The sequence below is a fragment of the Streptomyces sp. NTD107 genome, from assembly GCF_059510435.1.
The window spans coordinates 477,907-493,102 of record NZ_JCAJZV010000001.1; the positions used below are offsets into that span (position 1 = coordinate 477,907).

Consider the following 15,196-nt stretch of genomic DNA (forward strand, 5'->3'; position numbering starts at 1 on the left):
ATGGGACGCGCCTACTCCCTGCTCTTCCGTACGGTCCTCACCCGGATCGACCCCGAACGCGCCCACCAGCTGGCGTTCGGGGCGATCCGGGCGGCGGCCTCCGTCCCGGTGCTGCGCGACGCGGTACGGGCCGCCTTCGCGCCCCGCTTCCCGCAGCTGCGGGTGCGGGCCCTGGGCCACACCATGCCCGGGCCGTTCGGGCTCGCCGCCGGCTTCGACAAGAACGCGGTGGGCATCGACGGGCTGGCCAAGCTCGGCTTCGACCACGTCGAGATCGGCACCGTCACCGGACAGCCCCAGCCCGGCAACCCGCGCCGCCGGCTGTTCCGGCTGGTCGCCGACCACGCCCTGATCAACCGGATGGGGTTCAACAACGACGGCTCCGCCGCCGTGGCCGCCCGGCTCGCGCGGCGCGACCGGCGCCCCGGCGGCCCCGTGGTGGGCGTCAACATCGGCAAGACCAAGGCCGTCCCCGAGACGGAGGCGGTCGCCGACTATGTGACCTCCACCGAGCGGCTGGCCGCCCACGCCGACTACCTCGTGGTCAATGTCTCCTCGCCCAACACCCCGGGGCTCCGCGCCCTCCAGGCCGTCGACCAGCTGCGCCCGCTGCTCACGGCGGTCCGCGAGGCCGCCGACCGTACGGTGCCGGAACGCCGGGTGCCGCTGCTGGTGAAGATCGCCCCCGATCTCGCCGACGAGGACATCGACGCGGTCGCCGATCTCGCCCTGGAGGTGGGGCTGGACGGCATCATCGCCACCAACACCACCATCGGCCGCGAGGGTCTGGCCACCCCCGAGGCCGAGCTGGCGGCCATCGGCGCCGGCGGGCTGTCCGGCGCCCCGCTCACCGAGCGCTCGCTGGAGGTGCTGCGCCGGCTGTACGCCCGCACCGGGGGCCGGCTCACCCTGATCGGGGTCGGCGGCATCACCACCGCCGAGGACGCCTGGGCCCGGATCCTGGCCGGCGCCACGCTGATCCAGGGCTACAGCGGCTTCATCTACCAGGGGCCGGCCTGGCCCCGGAGCATCCACCGCGGGCTGGCCGGGCAACTGGCCGCCAGCCCCTACCGGACGCTGGCCGAGGCGGTCGGCACCGATGTCAGGGAGGGCCGGGCATGAGCGCGCCGGAGCCGTTCGGCGCCCGGCTGCGCCGGGCCATGGACGAGCGCGGGCCACTGTGCGTGGGGATCGATCCGCACGCCCAACTGCTCGCCGACTGGGGACTCGGCGACGACATCGCCGGGCTCGAACGCTTCACCCACACCGTGGTGGAGGCGCTTGCCGACCGGGTCGCCGTGCTCAAGCCGCAGTCCGCGTTCTTCGAACGCTTTGGCTCCCGGGGAGTGGCGGTCCTGGAGCGGGCCATCGCCGACAGCCGGGCGGCCGGGGCGCTGGTGGTCACCGATGTGAAGCGCGGCGACATCGGCTCCACGATGGGCGCGTACGCCACCGCCTATCTGGAGCCCGGCGCGCCGCTGTTCTCCGACGCGATCACCCTCACCCCGTACCTCGGCTTCGAGTCGCTGCGGCCCGCGCTGGAGCTGGCCCGCACCCATGGCGCCGGGGTCTTCGTGCTCGCCCTCACCTCCAACCCGGAGGGCGCCCAGGTACAGCGGGCCACCGCCGCCGACGGGCGCCCGCTGGCCCAGCTGATGCTGGACGCCATCGCGCGGGAGAACGCCGGGGCCACCCCGCTGGGCTCGGTCGGCGCGGTGATCGGCGCCACCTTGTCCACGGCGGGCGTGGACCTGGCGATCAACGGCCCGCTGCTGGCCCCCGGCATCGGCGCGCAGGGCGCCACCGCCGCCGATCTGCCGAAGCTGTTCGGCGACCGGAGCGGTCAGGTGCTGCCCAGCGTCAGCCGGTCGGTGCTGCGCCGCGGACCCGCGGTCGAAGCACTGCGGACGGCGGCCGAAACCGAGGCTCGGGAGCTCTTCACGGCGCTCCATGACCACCGTTGAGCCCTCTGCCGTAGAGAAATGTCCGAAAAGTTCGTACTGATTGAACGCTGACCTGGACTTTTTGACGATTCTCGCTGACTCAAGCCGCAACGGCCGCTAGTCTCCGACGAGAGCGGAGCAGCCAGGCATCCAGCCGACTGCCCGCCGGCGCGCGGCCGGATGGCCACGCGTTGTCCGTATCCAACAGATTCGACACCCGAGGTGACGTAGGCGTGGCTCTTCCGCCCCTAACCCCTGAACAGCGCGCTGCCGCGCTTGAGAAGGCCGCCGCGGCTCGCCGGGAGCGCGCCGAGGTCAAGAATCGGCTCAAGCACTCCGGCGCCTCCCTGCAGGAGGTCATCCAGCAGGGCCAGAAGAACGATGTCATCGGAAAGATGAAGGTCAGTGCGCTGCTGGAGTCGCTGCCCGGCGTCGGCAAGGTCCGCGCCCGGCAGATCATGGAGCGTCTCGGCATCTCCGAGAGCCGCCGGGTCCGTGGCCTGGGCTCCAACCAGATCGCCTCGCTGGAGCGTGAGTTCGGCGACAAGGCGGCCTGATTTTTCCGCTCCCTGGGGAGACGGGATAATCGGCACATGAACGATCGTCCGCGGCTGACCGTGCTCTCCGGCCCCTCCGGGGTCGGCAAGAGCACGGTCGTCGCCCATATGCGCAAAGCTCATCCGGAGGTGTGGCTGTCCGTCTCGGCCACCACCCGTCCCCCCCGTCCCGGGGAGCGGCACGGGGTGCACTACTTCTTCGTGGACGACGAGGAGTTCGACAAGCTCGTCGCCAACGGAGAGCTCCTGGAGTGGGCCGAGTTCGCCGGCAACCGTTACGGCACCCCTCGCCGGGCCGTCCTGGACCGGCTGGAGTCCGGAGAGCCCGTCCTCCTGGAGATCGATCTCCAGGGCGCCCGGCTGGTGCGCTCCTCGATGCCGGAGGCGCGGCTGGTGTTTCTCGCGCCGCCCAGCTGGGAGGAGCTGGTGCGCCGGCTGACCGGGCGGGGCACCGAGCCGCCCGATGTCATCGAGCGCCGGCTGACCGAGGCCAGAAAGGAACTGGCGGCCGAGTCCGAGTTCGATGTCACCCTCGTCAATACGTCGGTCGAGGACGTCGCGGGCGAGCTGCTAGCCTTGCTGTGTTAACCAGGGGGCAGTATTTCTTTCCCCCGCCCCCGAACCCTGCGGAAGGTAGAGCGTGTCCTCTTCCATCACCACGCCCGAGGGCATCATCAACCCGCCGATCGATGAGCTGCTTGAGGCCACCGACTCGAAGTACAGCCTGGTGATCTACGCCGCCAAGCGCGCGCGCCAGATCAACGCGTACTACTCCCAGCTCGGCGAGGGCCTGCTGGAGTACGTCGGCCCGCTCGTGGACACCCATGTGCACGAGAAGCCGCTGTCGATCGCGCTCCGCGAGATCAACGCCGGCCTGCTGACCTCCGAGGCCGTCGACGGCCCGGCGGACCCGACCCCGCGTTCGAGCCGCTGACGGTGGCCCGCCCGGCGCATCCCGCCTGGCCCACGACGCCTGATACGGCACCTCGCCGTGTTGTCGGGCTCGGCCGAGTAGCCCACTACGAGGCCGACCCTTCGCCTTGCGATGTACCGCACCAGACGTCGTGGGCCTGACCGGCGTGATGTGCCGGGCAGGCCACCGCACCACCCGCACCGCATCGATCCACCCACGGGCCCGGCAGCGCGCTGCCGGGCCCGTGGTCGCGCCGGGAGAAGGACAGCAATGGACAAGCCGAAGATCGTTCTGGGAGTCAGCGGCGGCATCGCCGCGTACAAGGCGTGCGAGCTGCTGCGCCGGCTGACCGAATCCGGCCATGACGTCCGGGTGCTGCCCACCGCCAACGCGCTGCGCTTCGTCGGCGCCGCCACCTGGGCGGCGCTGTCCGGGCACCCGGTGGACACCGAGGTCTTCGAAAGCGTCCACGAGGTGCCGCACGTACGGATCGGGCAGCAGGCCGAGCTGCTGGTGATCGCGCCCGCCACCGCCGATCTGCTGGCCAAGGCGGCCCACGGGCGGGCGGACGACCTGCTCACCAACACGCTGCTCACGGCGCGCGCCCCGGTGATCTTCGCGCCCGCCATGCACACCGAGATGTGGGAGCACCCCGCCACCCAGGAGAACGTCGCCACCCTGCGCCGCCGCGGCGCCGTGGTCATCGAGCCCGCCAGCGGCCGGCTCACCGGCGCCGACACCGGCAAGGGCCGGCTGCCGGACCCCGGGGAGATCTTCGAGATCTGCCGCCGGGTGCTGGAGCGGGGCGCCGAAGGGGCCGCGCCCGATCTGGCCGGGCGCCATGTGGTGATCTCCGCGGGCGGCACCCGCGAGCCGCTGGACCCGGTGCGCTACCTGGGGAACCGCTCCTCCGGCAAGCAGGGCTACGCGCTGGCCCGTACCGCCGTGGCCCGGGGCGCCAGGGTGACCCTGGTGGCCGCCAACACCGCGCTGCCCGACCCGGCCGGGGCCGAGGTGATCCCGGTGGGCACGGCGCGGGAGCTGCGCGAGGCCGTCCTCAAGGCCGTCGCCGACGCCGACGCGGTGGTCATGGCGGCGGCGGTCGCCGACTTCCGCCCGCTGCGCGAGGCCGACAGCAAGATCAAGAAGCGGGACGGGGTGGAGCCTGAGCCGATCGCCCTGGTGCGCAACCCCGACATCCTGGCCGAGCTGTCCGCCCACCGGACGGCGCCCGGTCAGCTGGTGGTGGGCTTCGCCGCCGAGACCGACGACGTGCTCGCCAACGGGCGGGCCAAGCTCGCGCGCAAGGGCTGCGATCTGCTGGTGGTCAACCAGGTGGGTGGCGGCCTCGCCTTCGGCACCGAGGAGAACGAGGCGGTGATCCTGGACGCGGCCGGCCCCGAGACCCCGGTGCCGCACGGCCCCAAGGAGGCGCTGGCGGACCGGATCTGGGACGTGGTGGCCGGTCGCCTGCCGGCGCCCTGATGCCGTACGACCCCGTGCGCCGTCTCGTACAGCGATCCACCTCTCCCCAGGCCGGGGCAAGACCGTTACTGTAAGACAGGGCCCGGCGGCCGTGGTGGGATCCACGCGCCGGCGACCCTTGAGCCGATAGACTCGAACCGACCGCCTCCGGAGGGCTCCGGAGTGAGGTCGGCCCAGTTCAGTCAGCAGCCGCTGCAACCCCAGGGAGCGATGTGTCCCGCCGCCTGTTCACCTCGGAATCCGTGACCGAGGGTCATCCCGACAAGATCGCCGACCAGATCAGCGATGCCATTCTCGACGCCCTGCTCCAGGCGGACCCCACGTCCCGGGTGGCCGTGGAGACGATGATCACCACGGGTCTGGTGCATGTGGCCGGTGAGGTCACCACCAAGGCGTACGCCGACATCGCGTCCCTGGTGCGCGGCAAGATCCTCGACATCGGCTACGACTCCTCCAAGAAGGGGTTCGATGGTGCCTCCTGCGGAGTGTCGGTCTCCATCGGGTCGCAGTCCCCGGACATCGCCCAGGGAGTGGACACCGCCTACGAGTCGCGGGTCGAGGGCGAGCTGGACGAGCTGGACCGCCAGGGCGCGGGCGATCAGGGTCTGATGTTCGGCTACGCCTGTGATGAGACCCCCGAGCTGATGCCGCTGCCGATCCGGCTGGCGCACCGGCTGTCGTACCGGCTCTCCGAGGTGCGGCGCAACGGGACGATCCCGTATCTGCGGCCGGACGGCAAGACGCAGGTGACCATCGAGTACGACGGCGACAAGGCGGTGCGGCTCGACACGGTGGTGGTGTCCAGTCAGCACGCCTCGGACATCGATCTGGAGTCGCTGCTGGCCCCGGACATCAAGGAGTTCGTGGTCGAGCCGGAGCTGAAGGCGCTGGTCGCGGACGGTATCAAGCTGGACAGTGAGGGGTACCGGCTGCTGGTCAATCCGACCGGGCGGTTCGAGATCGGCGGTCCGATGGGGGACGCCGGGCTGACCGGGCGGAAGATCATCATCGACACCTATGGCGGGATGGCCCGGCACGGTGGCGGCGCGTTCTCCGGCAAGGACCCCTCCAAGGTGGACCGGTCGGCTGCGTACGCGATGCGCTGGGTGGCGAAGAACGTGGTCGCGGCCGGGCTGGCCTCGCGCTGCGAGGTGCAGGTCGCCTACGCGATCGGCAAGGCAGAGCCGGTCGGGCTGTTCGTGGAGACCTTCGGCACCGCCACGGTGGAGCCCGAGCGGATCGAGAAGGCCATCGGCGAGGTCTTCGACCTGCGGCCGGCCGCCATCATCCGCGACCTCCACCTCCTGCGCCCGATCTACGCCCAGACCGCCGCGTACGGACACTTCGGGCGCGAGCTGCCCGACTTCACCTGGGAACGCACCGACCGCGTCGACGCCCTGCGCACCGCTGTCGGACTCTGAGCAGGCCGGCTCGGTGGTGTCCGAGCCATCTGCTGTACTGCACGGGTGAGTGGCGAGCAGGAACACCGGGCGGCGGGTGCGGAGCAACTGGCGCTGATCCGGGCGAGTGTGCGGGCCGGCCGGAAGGAGCCGCCGGCCCGCCCCCGTACCTGGCGGGGCGCGCCGCTGGCCGAGGGGCTGCCGGTGGCCCGGGTGCTGGTGGACAAGGGGCTGGTCCATCTCGACCGCTACTTCGATTACGCCGTGCCCGCCGCCATGGACGCGGACGCCCAGCCGGGGGTCCGGGTCCGGGTGCGGTTCGGCGCGGGGGAACGGGGCGGGCGCCGTGAGGGCGGTGGCCTGATCAACGGCTTCGTCGTGGAGCGGCGTGCCGTCAGCGACTTCCCCGGCACGCTGGCCCCGATCGCCCAGGTGCTCTCCACCGAACGCGTTCTCACCCCGGAACTGCTGCGGCTGTGCCGGGCGGTCGCCGACCGGTACGCGGGGGCACTCGCCGATGTCGTCCAGCTGGCGGTGCCACCGCGCCGGGCCCGCCCCGAGAAGCAGCCCTCACCCGCCGCGCCGGCCCCGCCCGCCGCGCCCGGGCCCGGCGGCTGGGACCGCTATCCGCGCGGGGCGGGCTTTCTTTCGGCGCTCACCCGGGGTGAGGCACCGCGCGCGGTGTGGACGGCACTGCCCGGCCCGGGATGGCCCGATGAGCTGGCACGGGCGCTGGCCACCGCGCTGGCCGCCGGGCGCGGGGCCCTGGCCGTGCTGCCGGACGGGCGGGCCGCCGCCCGGGTGGACGCGGCGCTCGGCGCGCTGCTTGGCCCCGGCCAGCATGTGCTGCTCACCGCGGACACCGGGCCGGAGGAGCGGTACCGCAACTGGCTGGCGGTCAGCCGTGGCGCGGTGCGCGGGGTCATCGGCACCCGGGCCGCGATGTTCGCGCCGGTGCGGGAACTGGGTCTTGCCGCGATCTGGGACGACGGCGACCAGGCGCACGCCGATGAACACGCGCCCCAGCCGCACGCCCGCGATGTGCTGTTGCTGCGCGCCACCCATGAGCGTGCCGGGCTGCTGCTGGGCGGGCACGCGCACACCGTGGAGGCGGCCCAGCTGGTGGCCACCGGATTCGCCGCTCCGCTGGCGCCCGACCGGGAGACCGTGCGGGAGGCCGCGCCGCTGGTGCGGACCGTCAGTGAGACGGACGAGGCACGGGACGCGGCGGCCCGCAGCGCGCGGCTGCCGACGCTCGCCTGGCAGACGCTGCGCGACGCGCTGGGCCGTGGCCCGGTACTGATCCAGGTGCCGCGCCGCGGATACGTACCCCGGCTGGCCTGCGAACGCTGCCGTGAGCCGGCCCGCTGCCGGCACTGCCACGGGCCGCTCACCGTGCCCGACGGGGGAGAGCTGCGGTGCGGTTGGTGCGGCCGGGAGGAGCCGGCCTGGCACTGCCCGGAGTGCGGGGGCGGACGGCTGCGGGCCGTGGTGGTCGGCGCCCGGCGCACCGCGGAGGAGCTGGGCCGGGCCTTCCCCGCCGTGCCGGTCCGCACCTCGGGCCGCGACCACATCCTGGACACCGTGCCGGACCGGCCCGCGCTGGTGGTCTGCACCCCGGGCGCCGAGCCCGTGGCGGAGGGAGCCGGGTACGCGGCGGCGCTGCTGCTGGACGGCTGGGCCCTGCTCGGCCGGCCCGATCTGCGGGCCGGGGAGGAGGCGCTGCGCCGCTGGCTGACGGCGGCGGCGCTGGTCCGTCCGCAGGGGGCGGGCGGCACGGTGGTGGTGCTGGCCGAACCCACGCTGCGCCCGGTGCAGGCCCTGGTGCGGTGGGACCCGGCCGGTCACGCGGAGCGGGAACTGGCCGACCGGGCGGCGCTCGGACAGCCCCCGGTGTCCCGGATGGCGGCGGTCAGTGGGCCACCGGAGGCGGTGGACGGACTGCTGGAGATGGCCGAACTGCCCCCGGACGCGGAGATTCTGGGCCCGGTTCCGCTGCCCGTACGGGCGCCGGGCCAGCCCCGCAGGCCGGGTGACCCGCCGCCCGGGGACGTGTGGGTGCGGGCCCTGGTCCGCGTCCCACCGGGCAGCGGCGGCGCGCTGGCCGCCGCCTTGAAGGCGGCCCAGGCCGCGCGGTTCACCCGCCGGACGGGCCCCCCGACCCGGATCCGGATCGACCCGCCCGACATCGGCTGAGGCGCCGTTCGCGGTGGCGGCGGTGCGGGCCCGTACCACCGGCCGGGGAACGGCAAACGCCCCGGTGGCGGCGGCCCGGGTGGCTGCCCGGGGCGGCACATTTCACGCTGCCCGGGATGGCATGGCGCATGCCCGGAGCGCTCGGGCAGCATGATCGGGTACCACCTGCACAGCAATTGGCCGGCTGACCATCTGATGGATGTCGCCCGTTCAGGGCGTTCCCCCACAGCAGGAGGGTTCTCAATCTATGCGCATGCGATCGGTTCTCGCTGCCCTGGCACTCACCGGTACCGCTCTCGTCGCCGTCCCGCCGGCGGCCGGGGCGGTGACGGGTTCCGAGGTGACGCCGTACTCGGACAAGCTTTCGCACGAGCACGCCGTCGAGATGTTCGAGGAGGTCGGTATCACCTGGTCGTCGGTGGGCAACTGCTCCGATCGTGAGGATCGGGCGTGTACGTCCTTCGAGCAGCTCAACCGGGAGTCGGCACAGGCCGCGCAGGTCCTCAAGCGGTCCAGCGGCTGTGATGTGAACATCATCGGCGGTACGGAGCGCGGGCACGCGGCCGAGCCCTGGAGCCACTGGGACGGCCACAAGCTGGACTACACGCTGAACAGTTGCCTCGACGACTACATCATCAGCACCTTCACGAACACCGGTCCGCGCCCCGATGGGGTGCGCATGTACCGCACGCCCGCCGGTAACTACTACCTGCGGTACAGCGACCACTGGGAGGGCATGTACTTCAACTGCGACGGCTGCTGACGGCCGGCCGGCTCTCACGGTCGTTGAGGTACGCCGCCAGTTCGGCGGCTCCGGTCAGCATCGCCCGGGCGCGGGCGGACAGCCGGCCGTGCCAGTCGTGCAGCGTTGCCTCCAGTGGCTCAGGACCGCCGGCCTCCCGCAGCCGGGCGATCAGCGGGGCGATCTGTTCCAGCAGATAGCCGCCCCGTCGCAGCTGGTGGGTCAGCCGGGCGTCCCGTACGGCGGCCTCGTCGTAGACGCGGTAGCCGGTCAGCGGGTCGCGGCGCGGGAGCACCAGTTGGGCCTGCTCCCACTTGCGCAGCGTCGCCGGCCGGACGCCCAGCTTGCCCGCCAGCGGTCCGATGAAGGTGTCACCGGGCACGGACTCCGTGGGGAGCGGGGTCAGGTCGCGCAGGGCGCTCTCCACCGCCTGGAGGGTCCGCCGGTCGTCGCGAAGCTGGGCGTGGCTCTCGTCGATGAGCTGGAACGCCTCATCGATCGCGTCCCGGTGCACCGCCCGCATGATCGCGGTCGCCGTCGCATGGCTGTGGCCGGGCACCAGGGCGAGAAACGTGCGCAGCGCCCGCGCGTGCAGCGGGGTGTAGGTGCGATAGCCGTGCGGGGTGCGGTCGGCGTCCGGAAGGATGCCGGCCGCCTCGTAGTTTCTGACGGCCTGGGTGGACAGCCCGTGCCCGCGCGCCAGATCGATCGGCCGCAGCCGCTCACCGCTTTGAAGGTTTCTTCCCATCGTCCTTGCCAAAATCGCGGAAAAGTCTCAACCGGTGGTTCAACGATAGCGTTGAATCCATGGTTGCTGACATCAAGGACACCCTTCATCCGGTCGAGGCCGCCGCCGTCATGAGGCTGTTTCCGGCCCGGCCTCCGCTCCTCGCCCTGGGCGAGCCCACCCACGGCGAGGACACACTGCTCGACCTGCGCAACGAGCTGTTCCGGCAACTCGTCGAACAGGATGGCTACCGAACGATCGCGATCGAGAGCGACTGCCTGCTGGGCCTGCTGGTGGACGACTACATCACCTCGGGCACAGGCACGCTCGACGAGGTGCTGGATCTGGGCTTCAGCCACGGACGGGGCGCCTCCGCCGCCAACCGCGAACTCGTCCGCTGGATGCGGGAGTACAACGCGGGCCGGGCGCCCGGCGAACGGCTCCGCTTCGCCGGCATCGACGGCAGCCCGCTGGAGATCACCGGCGCCACCAGCCCCCGGCAGTCCCTCACCGCGCTCCACGACTACCTCGCGGCCCAGGTGGACCCGGATCTGCTGCCCTGCACCGCGGACACCCTCGACCGCCTGCTCGGCCCCGACGAACCGTGGACCCACCCCGCCGCGATGACGGAACCCGCCCGATCCGTGGGGCGGTCGGCCGAGGCCGCCGAACTGCGGCTGCTCGCGGACGATCTGGTGTCGCTGCTGGAGGAGCAACTGCCGCACCTGACCACGGCCACCTCGGGGGAGGAGCGGGACCGGGCCCGGCTGTACGGGCGCACCGCCACCGGCCTGCTGAGCCAGCACTTCTGGCTGGCCGACTCCTCACCGGGGCGCCTGACCCGGCTGCTGGGCGTGCGGGACCGGATGATGGCCGGCAACCTCCTCGCGCTGGCCGAACGGGGCCCGGTACTCGTCCACGCCCACAACGCCCACCTCCAGCGGGCCAGGAGCAGCACGCGGATGGGCGAGGTGCCGCTGGAGTGGTGGAGCGCCGGCGCGCTGGTGAGCGCGCGGCTGGGGCGGCGGTACGGCTATGTGGCCACGGCCCTGGGCACCCTGTGGCACCGGGGGGTGGGCACCCCGCCGCCGGACACTCTGGAAGGACTGCTGTACGCGCTCCCGCAGGACCGCTGCCTTCTCGACTCCCCCCGGCTGGCCGCCGCCGTCGACGGCGACCCGCCGGCGCCCAGGGAGTCCGCATGGTTCGGCTACGCGCCGTTCGACCCCGCCCACCTGGCGGACAGCGACGGCGTGGTGTTCGTCAAGGACGTCCCGCGCAGCTAGGTTCTGCGGCCGTCACCGCGGCAGTCGGCGCAGGCGCAGGGTGTTGTCCCTGTGGTGGATTTCCCTGCCGTCGGGAAGCACCCGGCTGCGCTCGTACTCCTCGTCGGTGACGACCTCCCAGGCGCCTTCGGGGAGCTCCAGGGAGTCGACGACCTCCGCCGGGGTCGGGAAGTGCGCGTCGGGGTGGTCGTGTCGCTCCGGCTGGTCGATGCCGGTGGGCCAGCCCGCGTGGCCCACGATCAGCAGCGTGCCGCCGGGAGCCACCGCCGCCGCGGCGGCGCGCAGGATCCCTTCCCGGGGGAGTGCGACGGTCGAGTGCAGAAACTGCGCGCAGACCAGATCGAACGCGCCCGCCGGGAAGGATTCCCCCAGATCGTGCCGCTGCCAGTCGATGCGGTCACTCACCCCGCGCTCCGCCGCGTGCGCCGCCGCGCGGTCCAGGGCGACCCGCGAGATATCGGTGGCGGTCACCCGCCAGCCCCGGGCCGCCAGCCACACCGCGTCGGCGCCCTCGCCGCAGCCCAGCTCCAGCGCGCTGCCCGCGGTCAGGCCGGACACCTCCCGCACCAGAGCGACGTTGGGCTCGCCGCTCCAGATCCGGCCGTTCTCCCGGTACCGTTCGTCCCAGTACTCCTGGGCCGAACGTTCTTCCTTCGACATGGGATTACCTCCGTTCACCGGAGATGGTCCGCCCCCGAGCGGCCCATGGCAAAGGATGTTGCCGAAACGGCAAGCTCACCCGTTGCGCGGACCCGGGAACGGCGCGGCCACCGGCTGTGACGGCTGCGGAACGGCCCCCAGCGGCTCGCGGCCCAGCGGCTCACGGCCAAGCGGCTCACGGCCCAGCGACTCGCGTACGGCCGTGTCCCGCTCCGCCATCCGCCGGGTGCCGTAACGGCGGTGCACCGCCTGCTTGGTGACGCCCAGCGCCGAGCCCACCGCGTCCCACGAGAAGCCCAGCGAACGGTCGAAGTCAACGGCCGCCGTCACCAGCGTCTCCACGCTGTCCCGCAGCTCCTGGGCCAGCCGGACGGTCGGAGCCGGGGCACGGCCGTACACGACGAAGCCGGCCGCCGAGCCGGTGCGTCGCGGGCGGTACACATTGCCCAGCTGTGCGGTGAGTGTGCGCAGCGCGTCCACCTGGCGGCGGACCCGCTCGATGTCCCGAACCAGCAGATGCAGGCTCGCTCGTGCCTGGGCGTCAGGGGTGGCGTGCTCGGCCATGGAGACCCTCTCGAACCGGCGTCAGGGATTGTCGGAATGGTCAATCTGCCTTGACCAACGCCTCACCCGTGGCCTGGGTCACGCTGATGGAGCGCATCGTCCGAGCCAAGGGGCGCGTTGCGCTCCGCACGCCCTGGGGGTTCACGCCGGTGCGGACCGTAGACTGACGCACCGTTTCCGTGTTCTCCCCGTACACCCCCGTACTCCCGTACTCACCCGAGAAGGTGACACCCGCACCATGAGGCTCGTGTTCGCCGGCACCCCCGAGGTGGCCGTCCCGGCCCTGGACGCCCTGCTCGCATCGGACCGGCACGAGGTCGCCGCCGTGGTCACCCGGCCCGACGCGCCCGCCGGCCGCGGCCGGCGGCTGGTCGCCAGCCCCGTCGCCCAGCGTGCCGAGGAGGCCGGGATCGAGATCCTGCGCCCCGAGCGCCCGCGCGACCCCGGCTTCCAGGACCGGCTGCGGGCCATCGCCCCCGACTGCGCCCCCGTCGTCGCCTACGGCGCGCTGCTGCCCGAGTCCGTTCTGGAGATCCCCCGGCACGGCTGGGTCAATCTGCACTTCTCGCTGCTCCCCGCCTGGCGCGGTGCCGCCCCGGTCCAGCACGCCGTCATCGCCGGAGACGAGGTGACCGGCGCCTCCACCTTCCAGATCGAGAAGGGCCTGGACTCCGGGCCGGTCTTCGGGGTGCTCACCGAGGAGGTGCGCCCCGAGGACACCAGCGGCGATCTGCTCACCCGGCTCGCCTTCGCCGGCGCGGGACTGCTGGCGGCCACCATGGACGGCATCGAGGACGGCAGCCTGCGCGCCGTACCGCAGCCCGCCGAGGGCGTCACCCTCGCCCCCAAGCTCTCCGTCAACGACGCCCGGATCGACTGGGACCACCCCGCGCTGGGCGTGCACCGCCTGGTACGCGGCTGCACCCCGGCCCCCGGCGCCTGGACCGTCTTCCGGGGCGAGCGCCTCAAGGTGCGCCAGGTCGCCCTCGCCCCCGAGCAGCAGGCACTGGCCCCCGGAGAGCTGGCGACCGGCAAGCACAGCGTCCACGCCGGCACCGGGTCGCACGCCGTCGAACTGATCTGGGTACAGCCCCAGGGCAAGAAGCCGATGGCCGCGGCCGACTGGGCCCGCGGGGTCCGGGTACGCCCCGGGGAACGGCTGGGCTGAGCCACCGGCCCCCGAACGTAGGCTTGACCCCCGGGCTCGCCCCCGCACCACCCCGCACCAACAGCAGTCGGAGTCATCGTCCCCGTGAGCAATCGGCCGCCCCGTCGTCCCGCCAGGCCCTACCGCCGTCCCCGCAAGGACCCGGTGCGTTTCCTCGCCTTCGAGGCGCTGCGCGCCGTCGACGAACGCGACGCCTACGCCAACCTCGTCCTGCCCCCACTGCTGCGCAAGGCCCGCGCCGCCGGGGACTTCGGCGACCGCGACGCCGCGCTGGCCACCGAGCTGGTCTACGGCACGCTGCGCCGCCAGGGCACCTACGACGCGGTACTGGCCGCCTGCGTGGACCGGCCGCTGCGCGAGGTCGACCCACCCGTCCTCGATGTGCTGTCGCTGGGCGCGCACCAGCTGCTGGGCACCCGGATCCCCACCCACGCCGCGGTCAGCGCCAGCGTGGAGCTGGCCCGGGTGGTGCTGGGCGACGGGCGCGCCAAGTTCGTCAACGCCGTGCTGCGCAAGGTCGCCGCCCACGATCTGGACGGCTGGCTGGAGCGGGTGGCCCCGCCCTACGACGAGGACCCCGAGGACCACCTGGCCGTCGTGCACGCCCATCCGCGCTGGATGGTCTCCGCCCTGTGGGACGCGCTGGGCGGCGGCCGTACCGAGATCGAGGGGCTGCTGGCCGCCGACAACGAGCGCCCCCGGGTCACCCTCGCCGCCCGGCCCGGCCGGATCACCCCCGCCGAACTGCTCGCGCAGGCCGGCCCCGAGCGCGCCACCGCAGGCGAGTGGTCCCCGTACGCGGTACGGCTCGCCGAGGGCGGTGAACCGGGCGCCATCGACGCGATCGCCGACGGCCGCGCCGGGGTGCAGGACGAGGGCAGCCAGCTGGTCGCCCTCGCGCTGGCGAACGCCCCGCTGGCCGGGGACGGCGGCGACACCCGCTGGCTGGACGCCTGCGCCGGCCCCGGCGGCAAGGCGGCGCTGCTGGCCGCGCTCGCCGCCGGGCGCGGCGCCGCCCTGCTGGCCGCCGAGAAGCAGCCGCACCGCGCCGCCCTGGTGGCCCGCGCGCTGGCCGGCAACCCGGGCCCGTACCAGGTGGTGGTCGCCGACGGCACCCGCCCCGCCTGGCCGGCCGGCGGCTTCGACCGGGTGCTGGTCGATGTGCCGTGCACCGGCCTGGGCGCGCTGCGCCGCCGCCCCGAGGCCCGCTGGCGCCGTACCCCCGAGGACCTGGAGCGCTTCGCGCCGCTCCAGCGCGGGCTGCTGCGCGAGGCGCTCAGGGCGGTCAGGACCGGCGGTGTGGTGGGGTACGCCACCTGCTCGCCGCATCTGGCCGAAACCCGCTCCGTCGTCCACGACGTGCTGAAGAATCCGGGCAGTCCCGCCGCCGAATGGCTGGACGCCAGACCACTGCTGCCGGGGGTGCCCGCCCTGGGCCAGGGACCCGACATCCAGCTGTGGCCGCACCGGCACGGCACCGACGCGATGTATCTGGCGCTGCTGCGCCGCACCGCGTGACCGGCGTCACCCGACCCCCGGAGCATGCTGAATACTT

Annotated in this window: 15 protein-coding genes; 12 read left to right on the top strand and 3 right to left on the bottom strand. The window is 73.2% G+C overall.

Annotation, left to right across the window (positions count from 1 at the left end; genetic code table 11):
• From AC5WRL_RS02090 to AC5WRL_RS02130, 9 genes are all read left to right on the top strand, one after another.
• Positions 1 to 1,122 (top strand): quinone-dependent dihydroorotate dehydrogenase, encoded by a 1,122-nt coding sequence (locus AC5WRL_RS02090; protein WP_496086479.1) that lies wholly within the window; start codon positions 1 to 3, stop codon positions 1,120 to 1,122.
• Entirely contained in the window at positions 1,119 to 1,964 is an 846-nt protein-coding gene (pyrF, locus tag AC5WRL_RS02095) for an orotidine-5'-phosphate decarboxylase (RefSeq protein WP_496086480.1), read from the top strand. Before AC5WRL_RS02090 ends, pyrF begins: the two co-directional genes overlap by 4 nt.
• 212 nt (positions 1,965 to 2,176) lie before the next feature.
• Positions 2,177 to 2,500: an integration host factor gene (locus AC5WRL_RS02100; protein WP_496086481.1), complete on the top strand. Its 324-nt coding sequence runs from the start codon at positions 2,177 to 2,179 to the stop codon at positions 2,498 to 2,500.
• Between the two features lie 36 nt (positions 2,501 to 2,536).
• Positions 2,537 to 3,088 (top strand): guanylate kinase, encoded by a 552-nt coding sequence (gene gmk / locus AC5WRL_RS02105; protein ID WP_496086482.1) that lies wholly within the window; start codon positions 2,537 to 2,539, stop codon positions 3,086 to 3,088.
• 52 nt (positions 3,089 to 3,140) lie between these two features.
• Positions 3,141 to 3,434 carry a DNA-directed RNA polymerase subunit omega gene (gene rpoZ / locus AC5WRL_RS02110; protein ID WP_496086483.1) on the top strand — a complete coding sequence of 98 codons (294 nt, stop codon included), beginning with the start codon at positions 3,141 to 3,143 and terminating at the stop codon, positions 3,432 to 3,434.
• Positions 3,435 to 3,683: 249 nt separating this feature from the next.
• On the top strand, positions 3,684 to 4,898 hold the full coding sequence (gene coaBC, locus AC5WRL_RS02115) for a bifunctional phosphopantothenoylcysteine decarboxylase/phosphopantothenate--cysteine ligase CoaBC (protein WP_496086484.1): 1,215 nt from the start codon (positions 3,684 to 3,686) through the stop codon (positions 4,896 to 4,898).
• 212 nt (positions 4,899 to 5,110) lie between these two features.
• Entirely contained in the window at positions 5,111 to 6,319 is a 1,209-nt protein-coding gene (gene metK, locus AC5WRL_RS02120) for a methionine adenosyltransferase (RefSeq protein ID WP_496086485.1), read from the top strand.
• Between the two features lie 45 nt (positions 6,320 to 6,364).
• A complete protein-coding gene (locus AC5WRL_RS02125) occupies positions 6,365 to 8,494 on the top strand; it encodes a primosomal protein N' (protein ID WP_496086486.1) in 2,130 nt (709 codons plus the stop codon).
• Between the two features lie 253 nt (positions 8,495 to 8,747).
• Positions 8,748 to 9,257 carry a hypothetical protein gene (locus AC5WRL_RS02130; RefSeq protein WP_496086487.1) on the top strand — a complete coding sequence of 170 codons (510 nt, stop codon included), beginning with the start codon at positions 8,748 to 8,750 and terminating at the stop codon, positions 9,255 to 9,257.
• On the opposite strand, the gene AC5WRL_RS02135 is transcribed toward AC5WRL_RS02130, so the two are convergent.
• A complete protein-coding gene (locus AC5WRL_RS02135; protein ID WP_496086488.1) occupies positions 9,238 to 9,984 on the bottom strand; it encodes a TioE family transcriptional regulator in 747 nt (248 codons plus the stop codon). The genes AC5WRL_RS02130 and AC5WRL_RS02135 overlap by 20 nt on opposite strands.
• 59 nt (positions 9,985 to 10,043) lie before the next feature.
• On the opposite strand from AC5WRL_RS02135, the gene AC5WRL_RS02140 reads away from it, so the two are divergent.
• Positions 10,044 to 11,249: an erythromycin esterase family protein gene (locus AC5WRL_RS02140; RefSeq protein WP_496086489.1), complete on the top strand. Its 1,206-nt coding sequence runs from the start codon at positions 10,044 to 10,046 to the stop codon at positions 11,247 to 11,249.
• Between the two features lie 12 nt (positions 11,250 to 11,261).
• Here the strand turns inward: AC5WRL_RS02140 and AC5WRL_RS02145 are convergent, their stop codons facing one another.
• Positions 11,262 to 11,909 carry a class I SAM-dependent methyltransferase gene (locus tag AC5WRL_RS02145; protein ID WP_496086490.1) on the bottom strand — a complete coding sequence of 216 codons (648 nt, stop codon included), beginning with the start codon at positions 11,907 to 11,909 and terminating at the stop codon, positions 11,262 to 11,264.
• Positions 11,910 to 11,984: 75 nt separating this feature from the next.
• Positions 11,985 to 12,473 carry a hypothetical protein gene (locus tag AC5WRL_RS02150; protein ID WP_496086491.1) on the bottom strand — a complete coding sequence of 163 codons (489 nt, stop codon included), beginning with the start codon at positions 12,471 to 12,473 and terminating at the stop codon, positions 11,985 to 11,987.
• A gap of 238 nt (positions 12,474 to 12,711) precedes the next feature.
• On the opposite strand from AC5WRL_RS02150, the gene fmt reads away from it, so the two are divergent.
• Positions 12,712 to 13,641: a methionyl-tRNA formyltransferase gene (fmt, locus tag AC5WRL_RS02155; protein WP_496086492.1), complete on the top strand. Its 930-nt coding sequence runs from the start codon at positions 12,712 to 12,714 to the stop codon at positions 13,639 to 13,641.
• 84 nt (positions 13,642 to 13,725) lie between these two features.
• Positions 13,726 to 15,159 carry an RsmB/NOP family class I SAM-dependent RNA methyltransferase gene (locus tag AC5WRL_RS02160; protein ID WP_496086493.1) on the top strand — a complete coding sequence of 478 codons (1,434 nt, stop codon included), beginning with the start codon at positions 13,726 to 13,728 and terminating at the stop codon, positions 15,157 to 15,159.
• The last annotated feature ends 37 nt before the right edge of the window (positions 15,160 to 15,196 follow it).